Source organism: Shewanella sp. NKUCC06_TVS (assembly GCF_019345515.1).
Lineage (GTDB): Bacteria > Pseudomonadota > Gammaproteobacteria > Enterobacterales > Shewanellaceae > Shewanella > Shewanella oncorhynchi.
Map to the genome: position 1 here is coordinate 57,581 of NZ_JAHKQX010000003.1, position 11,997 is coordinate 69,577.

An 11,997-nucleotide genomic window follows, 5' to 3' on the forward strand; every position below is an offset into this window, starting at 1 on the left:
CGGCTTTTTTGCTTAACTTGGAACTGGGTTAACTCAAACTTGTATTAGTCGTTAAAACATTGAAACAAAGAACGCACTGAAAAATATAGCAATTACAACTGTGGTGCCTAAAGCCATTTTAAGTTCGGTGTTCATCATTCACTCTCCTAGTTGGTATGGCTACATTATTATCAACCCAGTGATAAAAACCCATGTTTGTCTCTGTGTTTTGTGAGCGATAGCCAATTTATCGGCAATTTTCTCTTCTAAATCCTGAAAATCCCTCTTACAGACATTCATTTCCCTATCCTAAGCTTTAATCTGGGTCAAGCGCTGTAAAAACAATGGCTGACATTTATCGAGGTCCATCTACGGATTTTTGGTATACTCCACCCCGTAATCTATTTAGAGAGAGGACCTATGTCGCAACTATTACATACTATGATCCGCGTCGGTAACTTAGAACGCAGTATTGCTTTTTATACTGAAGTGCTCGGCATGAAACTACTTCGCACCTCTGAAAATCCAGAGTACAAATATTCTTTAGCTTTCGTGGGTTACGGTGAAGAATCCACAGGCCAAGCCGTGGTTGAACTAACCTATAACTGGGGCACTGACAAATACGATTTAGGCACAGGCTTTGGCCACTTAGCAATTGGTGATGAAGATATCTACGCCCGTTGCGCTGCTATTGCCGCAGCCGGTGGCAAAGTGACTCGCGCCCCAGGTCCTGTCGCTGGTGGTACCACTGAGATTGCATTTGTTGAAGATCCAGACGGTTATAAAATTGAGTTTATTCAAATGAAATCAGCGACCCAAGGTTTAGGTTAAGTCCTGCCTACTGACCCCGAAAAAGTAGCTGAGCAAGACTATTTATTCAGCGAAAAATGCCGAATCTTCATTCGGCATTTTTGTTTTTATACTTTAGATCTCACGTTAGGCACAAAGAAACATAAATCAAGCCAGTGATTTACTGCTCGCGCCATACGTCTAAACCGACTTTATCGAAGCTTTATCTTGTGTCAGCTTACGCTCGGTTTTGTTCGCCACTTTACGGCTGAAATGACGTTTAAACCAAGGCGTGCGCCACAGCAGCAACACACTAAAACCTACGATATACAGACTCGGCTCGATGATTTCCGATTTTACCGACCAGTAAAAATGGATTGGCGCTAATATCGCGACTAAATACACCCCATTATGCAAGGTTTGCCAACGACGTCCCATCTTGCGCATCAAGGCTTTAAACGAAGTTATCGCCAAAGCGGTGACGATAAGATAAGCCACTGCGCCGACTAAAATGTACGGCCGTTTTACCACTTCACTAAACAGTAATTCCCAAGCAAATAACAGATCTAAACTAAAAAACGCCAAGATATGCAAGGTGGCATAGGCAAACACATATAAACCCACTAAACGGCGGGTCTGCATCAACAACCCTTGCTTGGTCAACTTGGCAATCGGTGAGATCAGCAAGGTCGCCGCTAGCGCATTTAATGCGCCTATGCCTGTGTAGTGAATAATGTGCTGCACGGGATCGCCACCCGCACGGCCAAGCACCACAGTGAGCACAAGGTAGACGATGGGCACTAAACCCAACAAATGAAATAACGCCTTTAGCCAAAACAAGTGCTTAGCGGTTAATCTCAACATAGGTTGTCCCCGCTTAATGGCGAATATCCAAACAACAAACCAATCATCAATAGTATTTCCTCAGATCCATGCCGTCATACAGTGAAGCCACAAACTCGCCGTAACCGTTGAACGGCAGGGTATCGATGCGGGTTGCTGAAAACAATCCCCCCTCGCCGATACGACGCTCTGTGGCCTGCGACCAGCGCGGATGATCCACCGCAGGATTAACGTTGGCATAAAATCCATACTCGTGTGAGGCAAGCTGATTCCAGCTGGTCGGCGGTTGTTTATCCAAGACGCGAATTCGCACGATTGATTTAATGCTCTTAAAGCCGTATTTCCACGGCACCACTAAGCGAATGGGCGCGCCGTTCTGCGGTGGCAAGGTTTTACCGTACAAACCGACCGACATTAAGGTTAAATCGTTCATAGCTTCGGCTATCGTGAGGCCTTCAACATAGGGATAATGAATACCACCGCCCATTAATCGACTCTTCTGCCCCGGCATTTGTTCGGGATCGAAGGCGGTTTCAAAGGCGACATACTTGCCCTTACTGGTGACGCCAACTTTTTTCAATAATGCCGCCAGCGGGAACCCCACCCAAGGGATCACCATAGACCAAGCTTCAACGCAGCGCAGGCGATAGTTACGCTCCTCAAGCGGGAACATTTTAGTCAGATCATTAAAATCTAAAGTCATGGGCCGTTCAACTTCACCTTCGATACGCAGGTGCCAAGGATCGACTTTAAAGCCTTGGGCATTATTGAAGGGATCTTGTTTGTCCGTACCAAATTCGTAGAAATTATTATGCTGCGTCACTTTATCAAACGGGGTTAACACATCGGCGTCACCGTACTGCTTATTGGATTGAAACGTCAGTGGTGTAGTGATAAATGAGGACTTAGGTTGATCGCCAAATAGATCGAATAATCCGGCCTGCACATAACCGGGCACGCTGGCACCGATAGCACCGAGTCCGATGGCTTTTACAATTTGCCGACGCGAGCGAAATACCGTTTCGGGCGTCACTTGGTTGTCTTGCATGTGCCACTGCGCTTTTTTAAGAATACCTGGGGTAAAACGGGAATGTTTAGCCAATTGACACCTCTACCATCCAATGATTAAAGCCACCGAGTCGCGATAAAAACCTTCTCTGGCGCTCGTCTGTATCGCTCACTCTTATATAGACAGGTAAAAGCCAGAAAAACTTTCCACCCGCGAATAAATGCACCTTAAACGTATAAGACTTGCTCATTCAAGCATTAAGCGCAGATATAGTTGATTAAAGGGCTTGAAGCCAGTTGGGGGGCATGCGAACCTAAGCGCCAAAGCTAAAGGAGTGCTATTGATCATGCCATTTTCTCAATCTTTTTCTGTCGCCGAAATCATCGGCCTTCTCGCCATTGCCTTCTTAGGCCTGTTGATCGGTGCTCTGCTCAATCAAAGACTCACCCGCCAACGCTGGCAACTACACAAAGACCAACTTGAGCAAGAAATGCGTCAAGTAAATGAAGATGCGGAATTATCCTTAGCACAACAGCAAATTTTGGTCGATGACAAAGAAGCGCAATTACGTCAATACCAGCAACGCCTTGAGCTCAAAATTGAACAACTGGGCAAAGCCGAGGCCTTAGCCGAACGCGTTCCCACCTTAGAGCAGCAATTAAATGATAGCCAGCGCCGTCAGTTAGAGATCCAATTAGCCCTGTCGAAATCCAATGCCATGCAGCAAACCATTCAAGCCAAGGCCGATGCCCAGCAAGAATCGCTGCAGGATAAAATTGCCAGCTTAGAATCGGCCGAAGTGCGTTTACAAACCCAATTTGAAAACCTCGCAAACCGTATTTTTGAAGAACGTAGCGAAAACTTTAAGCACCAAAATGCCAGCCAACTCGAAGGCGTACTTGGGCCATTAAAACAACAGCTTGAAGGATTCAGACAGCAAATTCGTGAATCCTACACCCACGAACAATCCGAGCGCAGCGCCCTCAAACATCAGCTTGAGCACTTAAGGGAGCTCAATCTAAAGATGAGCCAAGATGCTATCAACCTGACCAAAGCGCTCAAGGGCGATAACAAGCAACAAGGTAATTGGGGTGAAGTGATCCTCGATCGCGTACTGCAAGAAAGCGGCCTACGTGAAGGCCATGAATACCATACTCAGCAAGATCTCAAGGATGATAGCGGTAAGCGCTTTAAGCCGGATGTGATTGTGCATCTGCCAGAAAATAAAGATGTGGTCATCGATGCTAAGATGTCGTTGGTCAGTTATGAGCGCTACTTCAACAGTGAAGATCCGGCACTGCGCCAACAGGCGATTAACGAGCATGTCATTTCAATTCGCAGTCACATTAAAGGCTTAAGTCAAAAGGATTATCAACATCTGCATGGCCTTAAGAGTCTCGATTATGTGTTGATGTTTATTCCTATCGAACCGGCATTTTTACTGGCATTAGAGCATGATCCTAGCCTAGTCAATTTTGCCCTTGAGCAGAATATCATGCTTGTTAGTCCAACGAATTTGTTGGTGGCCCTGCGCACAATTAACAATATTTGGCGCTACGAATATCAAAATCAACACGCACAAACCATTGCAAAACAAGCGGGTCGAATTTACGACAAGTTATGTGGTTATATTGAAGACATGGAAAAACTCGGCCGCGCCTTAGATAATGCGGAGAAAACCTATCACAGTGCAATGAACAAGCTGTCATCGGGCAAAGGCAACCTAGTGCGTCAAGCCCATTTAATGCAGCAGCTCGGGGTCGATACCAGCAAACAACTGGATAAAATGCTGCTAGAAAAAGCGCTCAATGAAGCCCAGGACGATAACGACACTCAGGATGACGACGCTGAACTTAATCTGTCGCATACCCGCGAGCCTAAAGACACAGAACTCGAGCCTGTCGAGTGCAATGATAGATAACAAGAATTGAACACCCATTAATTACCTCAAATCGATACGGACATGTCGATTGATACCTTGATGCCCGGAGGCAAACGCTCCATGTGCAAAGCAGTTATAAATGTGGTTATATCCAGTGCAATATTGCTCGCAGGCGCATTGAATGCCCCTGCCGCACTTGCGTTAACGTCAACGCAGAAAACCTTTCTTGAGGCCGAAAAAGCCCTAAAGAAGCAAGATTATGCAACCTATAAACCCCTACGGGCAAAACTAGGTAATTATCCGCTCGCGATTTATTTAGATCATGATATCGACATCGGTGCTCTTAATGCCTTACAGGGTTATGCAGCTAAAGCCTTGATTGAAAAATATGAAACCACACCCATGTACAATAGGTTACGGTCTAAATATTTAAACAATGCTGGTAGCCAAAAACGCTGGAATGATTATCTTGCGATCACCCCAGAAGCGCCTACCGACATCCGCCTGCAGTGTTATTACTATGAGGCGAAACTCGCCAAGGGCGATCTAAAAACGGCTTATGCGGCCGCACAATCACTTTGGGTATTTGGGGGTTCGCGCCCAAAGGAATGTGATCCTCTTTTCAACACATGGACCAAAGCGGGCAAACGCACTCAAGATGTCGTATGGGCGCGAATGATGCTGAGTTTCGAGGCTGGCGAAACGAGTTTACTGAGTTTTTTATCCCAAAAAATCACCACCCATAGTAACGAAGCTAAGCGTTTAGTCGCCGTCTATAAAGATCCCAATAGCCTGCGCCATACCGAAAAGTTTAAAGATAAAAATCCCATTGTCGGTGACATAGTTGCCGCAGGATTAAAACGCCTTGCCCGTAAGGATCTCGACCAAGCCATTAATTTGTATGAACGGTATCAAAAGGCTCATCGTTTTACCCCAGAACAAGCGCAGCAACTCGATAAATACCTTGTTCGCCGCATTTTAATTGAACAAGATGATAACTATAAAAACTATGTCGACAATGTGCTCACTGAGCTGAAAAATGACGACTTATTTGAGCGCCGTTTAAGATGGGCTATCCGCGATCACGACATGCGCAGTATTGCCCGTTACTTGAACCTACTCCAACCAGAAACCTTGGCAAAGGAACGTTGGCAATACTGGCTTTATCGCACCAATGCCAAAGAAGCGCCTGAAAGCGCCATAAAAGCGCTCGCGACAATCAGTAATGAACGTAATTTTTACGGTTTTGCTGCTGCGCAGTTCTTAAATAAACCGGTATCACTCAATCAAAGCCCTGAGCCTGTTGTTGATGCCAATAGCCAAAAGTTAACCGATGATCTCGGCTTTGTCAGAGTACAAGAGTTAATGGCACTCGACCGTTATTTCGATGCTCGCTATGAATGGATGTCACTACTAAAACGCAGTGACAATACGATGCGAGCACGCTATGGACGCTATGCCCATGAACAGGGCTGGTACGATTTTGGTGTTGAAGCCAGTATTCAAGGTAAGTTGTGGGATGATATTCCTTTACGCTTCCCTATGGCGCACCAAGCCGGTTTTGAGCACGCCAGCAAAAAGCATAGGGTTAACATCGATGAGATCCGTGCGATTAGCCGCCGCGAAAGTGCATTCTATCTTTATGCGACCTCGGGTGTAGGTGCCCGTGGTCTAATGCAAATTATGCCTGCCACGGCCAAAGCTACCGCCAAAAAAAACGGGGCAAGATATAGCGATCCAAAGGATCTCTACAGCGCAGAGCTTAACCTCAATCTTGGTAGCGCTTACTATGCCCAGCTGTTGAAAGAGTTTAACCAAAACCGCATTCTCGCCACGGCGGCCTATAACGCGGGTCCCTCTCGCGTGCGTCGCTGGTTATCAAACTCTGATGGCAAACTCGATGCCATGGGCTTTATCGAGGCCATTCCCTTTACTGAAACCCGTGAATATGTTCAAGCCGTCCTCAGCTATCGATTGATTTATGAGGCGCAAAAGCAAAAAGCACAGCCATTATTCAGCGAAGCTGAGCTTAAGTTTGCTTACTAACTCGCGACATGAAAAGGAACTCGATACTCAGCAGCATCGAGTTCCTACGTTTCAGCATACCCTAGGGTAAAGCTCATGCTTTAACCACCAAAAATTCTAAATGTTATTCTCTAAATTCAAATAATTAGCAAAGCGAATAATTATTCAGCAATCACGCCGTTTTATCGAAAACTTGTTTGCACTGAAGGGCGTTAAATGCGAATAATTAGTATTAAAGCATTAAGAATCCCATTACACCCATGATTAACCTTAGTTCGTTAACCCTTAGCTGCGAATACCAACCCTTTGTCAATCCTCATACTTTAGCCATCGACGGCTATGAAGCCTTAGCACGCTTTTACTTGCCTAATGGTGATGCGGTTGCACCTAATATTGTGTTCGAGCAATTGCATGAATCCACAGAATTACTCGCCGCAGTTGAATATCAAGCCAAGGCATTTCAACTCATCCATGCGCCGAGTCAGCAGCGAATTTTTATCAATGTTGATCCCCACGCCGTCGATGGACCACATACCGCCAAGCTCATTCGTTTACTGTCCCACTATGAACGAGTCACAGTCGAGATCATCGAAAACACCTGCATTAACGATGCCCAGCTGGCCAGTCAATTATTCACTCAATTTAAACAAGCTAAGATACATGTGGCGCTGGATGATATTGGTGCGCCCCACTCCATGCTCAGTGTCGATCTGATGATGAACGTGGATTATCTTAAATTTGACCGTCATTGGTTAACGCACATAACACACCCAGAGGGAGCCCAATTATTAATTGCATTGGTCAACTTTGCCAAAAAGACTCACAAACAATGCATTTTAGAAGGCATAGAAACTGAAGCTCACTTAGCCTTTGCGCGCGATATCGGTGTCGACTTTGTCCAAGGCTTTTTGTTTAAATCCTGGTTTATTCGCCCCACCAGCAGCCAAGCACTGTGCCTTACGTAAGATCAGGCTAAAACGGTTTACATTCGCGCCACCAGCCCACTCAAGACCAAACCTAATGCTGTCGAGTAATTGATTTAGCACTAGAAATGCCACTGGATATACGGGCGATGATCCGCCATAGTGATAACGCACATCAGCTTGCAAATGCACCTTAAGCACACTTCCAAATGTATTAGGAGTCGCCCGTGGCACAATCTGGGATCAGCGAATTACTACAACAACTCGAACAAGTATTGCTGGGCAAGCCTAGGCAAATTCGTCTCGCTCTAGCCTGTATTCTCGCCCGTGGGCACCTGTTGATTGAAGACTTACCCGGCATGGGTAAAACCAGTATTTCCCATGGTATAGCCCAAAGCTTAGGTTTGAGCTATCAGCGGATCCAATTCACCAGTGACATGCTGCCTGCCGACATTCTCGGCGTATCGATTTTTGATAAGCATCAAGCACAATTTATCTTTCATCCTGGACCGATTTTTAAGCAGATGATTTTGGCCGATGAAATTAATCGCGCCAGCCCTAAGACACAAAGTGCTTTACTCGAAGCGATGGCCGAACAACAAATTTCCGTCGATGGCATCACCCACAGATTGCCCAATCCTTTCTTTGTGATCGCGACTCAAAATCCCACCGATCAATCCGGTACATTTTCGCTACCAGAATCGCAGCTCGACAGGTTTATGATGCGTCTGTCTATTGGTTATCCAAGCCACGATGCTGAGCTCGCTATGCTTAAGAGCAATCACAACCACTTAACCTTAGATCAATTGCCCCAATGCCTGACACCTATGGCCTTAATGCAACTGCAAGAGCAGTGCGACAAGGTCAGCGCTTCCGATGCCTTACTCAATTATATTCTGGCCTTAGTGAGTTTTTCCCGTAGCCAAAGTGACAGCGTAGGGTTATCGCCGCGTGCCACCAAAGCGCTATTACAAGCGGCTAAGGCATGGGCCTTTTTAGAAGGTCGACATTATTTAGTCCCTGAAGATGTACAAGCGGTATTTTGCTGCGTGGCTGAGCATAGACTCAGAACCAGTAGCCAATTACAGGGTGAAGCCTTATCCGAGCGAATTCTGGCGAGCGTTAACCCTATTATGTAGCAAGATACTGTAATGAGAAGATATCGCTAAAGTATGCATTTAACGCATTAAACCAAGGAAATAACTCAGAAGTGAAACGACTGATACTCCCGACTTTCATTACGACGTTAGTCCCGATTTGGCAACGTTGGTTAGCAAGACGCTTGCCACCGAGTCCCGAAATAACCTTAAGCCATCGCAGCATTTTTATTCTGCCGAGTGGTTTTGGGTTAGTTTGGCTCGGTCTGGTTTTACTTTTATATCTATTCGGCACTAACTATCAAAATAACTTAGTCATTGGCCTCAGCATCTTACTTCTAAGCCTCTTTAATACCTGCATTCTCTACAGTTACAAAAATCTGGCTGGCTTACATTTACGGGCCACGACGCCGCCCGAAGTCTATGCGGGCGAAACCTTAACCTTTCCCGTCCTCATCAGCACGCACCACAGTGGCCATAACATACAACTTAACTATCCGCATAATCGCACTTATACGGTGCAGAATCTTGGTACAGATGAACAACAAGCGCTCGTGCCCTTTGAGTATCATCAGCGGGGTCAAGTGTCACCGGGTCGGCTCAAAATTGAATCCTTCTATCCCTTAGGGCTTTGCCGCACATGGTCGCATGTGGATTTAGCCATTAGTCACTTAGTCTTTGCCCAGCCGATTGAAGCGCCGCTACAGCTTGAGGCTGATCATACTCAGTCGGAGCAAGATCCCCTGTTACTCGCGGGTAAACATGTATCGGGGATTGATGAGTTCAAAGGCCTTAAACCCCATGTGCTCGGCGAATCCCTCAAGCAAGTGGCATGGAAACAATGGGCACAAGGTCGAGGCATGCTGACTAAAGAATTCCAGCAGCCCCAAGGTGATCCCGTCTGGTTAAGGCTCAGACCCGATGCCAAACGCCTCGAAACCCAATTGAGTCAGCTAAGCTGGCAAGTCAATAAACTCACGCAACTTGAGCAGTATTTTGGCTTACATCTGCAAAACCCCATGGGAGACGATGTCTTGATCGCGCCCGCTATAGGCAATCACCACAGGATCGCCTGTCAAAAAGCCATTGCCTTATATCCACAATTAGCGCCTTCAGTGGCGAAGCCCCCATATCAGTCATCAGTCGCTAATCACCCACAAAAAACGAATCAAGCTCCCCGCAAGCAGCATCATATCCCTACTTCGAGGGAGCAAGTATGAAGTTAGCGGCCAATAGCACGACACCGCAAATCGGCGACAATATTAGCCGCCAGACACTTTTTTGGTTATTGATCACCAATATTGCGGTATTAAGCCCACTATTTGATAAAACCACGCCTTGGACTTTGGGCATTTGCGCTATCTGTTTGCTGTGGCGTGTGGGGATTTATGTCGGCAAAGTGGCAAAACCACCGCGTTTTTTGGTCACCAGTCTTGCGATCGGCGCCGCAACCACACTGGCACTCGTCTCAAAGGAAATAGGCTTACTCAATGCGCTAGTAAATCTGCTGCTGTTAGGTTATGCCTTAAAATACATTGAAATGCGTAATCAAAGGGATGTGCGCGTTGTCGTCCTCGCGGGCTATTTTATTATCGCGCTGACCTTTATCGACCATCAATCCCTGCTTAATACCGCGCATTTACTCGTGGTAACGCTGATCAATACCTGCGTACTCGTGACTTTGTATCAAGATAAGCAATCCTTAAAACACACGGCTTGGATCGGTGGCAAATTTTTACTCCAGAGCCTTCCCCTCGCGCTGCTGTTATTTTTAGTCTTACCGCGTCTTGCACCGCTCTGGTTAGTGCCCAACATGAAAGAAGCCCAAACGGGCTTGTCCGATAGTCTGGCGATTGGTGATATAGGTAAGCTCACCCGTTCGACTGAACTTGCCTTTAGGGCGAGTTTTACCAATGCAAAGCCCATTAATGCCGAGTTATATTGGCGCGCCCTCGTGATGGAGAACTATGATGGTGTCACTTGGCGCCAAGAAGCGGGGATTAAACAGTTGCAAAAAGATGCGCTGCTGTTTCCGCCCTCACGGCCCAGCCCAGCATTGATGGTCAATAATCCTGATCCCATGAGTGATCCCATGAGCAATAGTCCTGCTTCGATAAGCAGCGAAGCTCAAGAGAACGCATTAAGTGCGCAAGATAAGCATAGTATTCGTTATCAAGTAATTGCTGAGCCGAGCCACCAGCCGTGGTTATTTGGTCTCGATGTGGCCTATAGCCAAGATGATAACGTGGTCAATATGCCCGACTATCGGCTGTTGGCGCTGCGCAATATCGATCAGCGAATGAGTTATCAAGTGGAGTCTTGGCCTAAGGCGAAGATGGACCTCAAGCTATCGGCGCGGCAAAGGCAGATTAACCTCGAACTGCCGAGCCAAAGTAATCCACGCACTTTGGCGTTAGCTGAGCAGTTTAAGACTCAGTATCCCGCGCCTAAGCCACGACTATGGGCCATGATGGGCCACTTTAATAGTGAGCCTTTTTTCTACACTCTCACGCCGCCTCCCCTTGGGCCGCAGCAAGTGGATGATTTCTTATTTGAAAACAAAGCCGGTTTTTGCGTGCACTATGCCGCAGCCTTCATTTTTATGGCGCGGGCCACAGGCTTACCCGCGCGTATGGTCACAGGCTATCAGGGGGGAGAATATAATCCGCAAGCGGGTTACTACAGTGTGTATCAATATATGGCCCACGCATGGGCAGAAGTCTGGCTTGAAGATGAAGGTTGGGTGCGTTTCGACCCCACCGCTATGGTGGCGCCCGATCGTATCGAACAAGGTTTCGACGCCCAGTTTGATCCCGAGCAAAGTTACCTGCAGGAAAGCCCTTTTAGTAGCTTACGATTTAAATCCATGCCTTGGCTCAATGAGTTAAGACAACGTTTTGCCAGCATAGATTATTACTGGAGTGTGTGGGTACTGGGTTTTAACCAAGAGAAGCAGAATCAAGTGCTCAGTGGCATTTTAGGCGATGTGACTCACACTAAAATCGCGGTCTTTATGGGGCTCTGTATCAGCCTTATCGTGCTCTATATCGCCTACAGTGCGGGCTTATTACATTTTAGAGTTCAAGGCGATCCTATTAGCACTCGTTATCAACAGCTCTGTAATCGTCTCGCACACCATGGCATTAAGCGCAAAGACAGTGATGGACCAAATCAATTTGCGCAGCAGATTATTGAGCAATACCAACACAGTGCACCAAAGCTTTGCACGCTGTTCCAAACCTTGACCCAAAGTTATGTAGCGCTGAAGTACCAAGATTTACCGGCTAAAGACTATCAAGCGCATTTAACCGCATTTAAAACGGCGGCGAAGCAACTCAACTGGTTATTGCTCAGAGCCAAAGTGAAAGATAAGTTCAATCTAGCCTAGCATTCGTCAACTGAGCTGTAACTTACGATACCTCATCGGAGCAAGCACCAATAAACACCTAA

The 11,997-nt window shown here is 46.6% G+C and carries 9 protein-coding genes; 7 read left to right on the top strand and 2 right to left on the bottom strand.

The genetic code is table 11. The features are described from left to right. Positions 1–399 precede the first annotated feature (399 nt). The gene (gene gloA / locus KO531_RS04180; protein WP_006087315.1) at positions 400–810 is read left to right on the top strand and encodes a lactoylglutathione lyase; all 411 of its coding nucleotides are present in this window, start codon (positions 400–402) and stop codon (positions 808–810) included. Between the two features lie 159 nt (positions 811–969). Here the strand turns inward: gloA and msrQ are convergent, their stop codons facing one another. Further along, positions 970–1,632 carry a protein-methionine-sulfoxide reductase heme-binding subunit MsrQ gene (gene msrQ / locus KO531_RS04185; RefSeq protein WP_105252441.1) on the bottom strand — a complete coding sequence of 221 codons (663 nt, stop codon included), beginning with the start codon at positions 1,630–1,632 and terminating at the stop codon, positions 970–972. 46 nt (positions 1,633–1,678) lie between these two features. Then, positions 1,679–2,713, bottom strand: coding sequence for a protein-methionine-sulfoxide reductase catalytic subunit MsrP (gene msrP / locus KO531_RS04190; RefSeq protein ID WP_219250460.1), 1,035 nt, complete (start codon positions 2,711–2,713; stop codon positions 1,679–1,681). Between the two features lie 253 nt (positions 2,714–2,966). On the opposite strand from msrP, the gene rmuC reads away from it, so the two are divergent. From rmuC to KO531_RS04220, 6 genes are all read left to right on the top strand, one after another. Beyond that, on the top strand, positions 2,967–4,541 hold the full coding sequence (rmuC, locus tag KO531_RS04195; protein ID WP_219250461.1) for a DNA recombination protein RmuC: 1,575 nt from the start codon (positions 2,967–2,969) through the stop codon (positions 4,539–4,541). Between the two features lie 81 nt (positions 4,542–4,622). After that, positions 4,623–6,548 (top strand): transglycosylase SLT domain-containing protein, encoded by a 1,926-nt coding sequence (locus tag KO531_RS04200; RefSeq protein WP_219250462.1) that lies wholly within the window; start codon positions 4,623–4,625, stop codon positions 6,546–6,548. 239 nt (positions 6,549–6,787) lie between these two features. Next, positions 6,788–7,492, top strand: a complete 705-nt coding sequence (locus KO531_RS04205) for an EAL domain-containing protein (protein ID WP_219250463.1) — start codon at positions 6,788–6,790, stop codon at positions 7,490–7,492. Positions 7,493–7,677: 185 nt separating this feature from the next. Beyond that, positions 7,678–8,589 (top strand): MoxR family ATPase, encoded by a 912-nt coding sequence (locus tag KO531_RS04210; RefSeq protein WP_028760026.1) that lies wholly within the window; start codon positions 7,678–7,680, stop codon positions 8,587–8,589. 71 nt (positions 8,590–8,660) lie between these two features. Further along, a complete protein-coding gene (locus KO531_RS04215) occupies positions 8,661–9,767 on the top strand; it encodes a DUF58 domain-containing protein (protein WP_219250464.1) in 1,107 nt (368 codons plus the stop codon). Further along, the gene (locus tag KO531_RS04220) at positions 9,764–11,935 is read left to right on the top strand and encodes a DUF3488 and transglutaminase-like domain-containing protein (RefSeq protein WP_219250465.1); all 2,172 of its coding nucleotides are present in this window, start codon (positions 9,764–9,766) and stop codon (positions 11,933–11,935) included. Before KO531_RS04215 ends, KO531_RS04220 begins: the two co-directional genes overlap by 4 nt. Positions 11,936–11,997 lie beyond the last annotated feature (62 nt).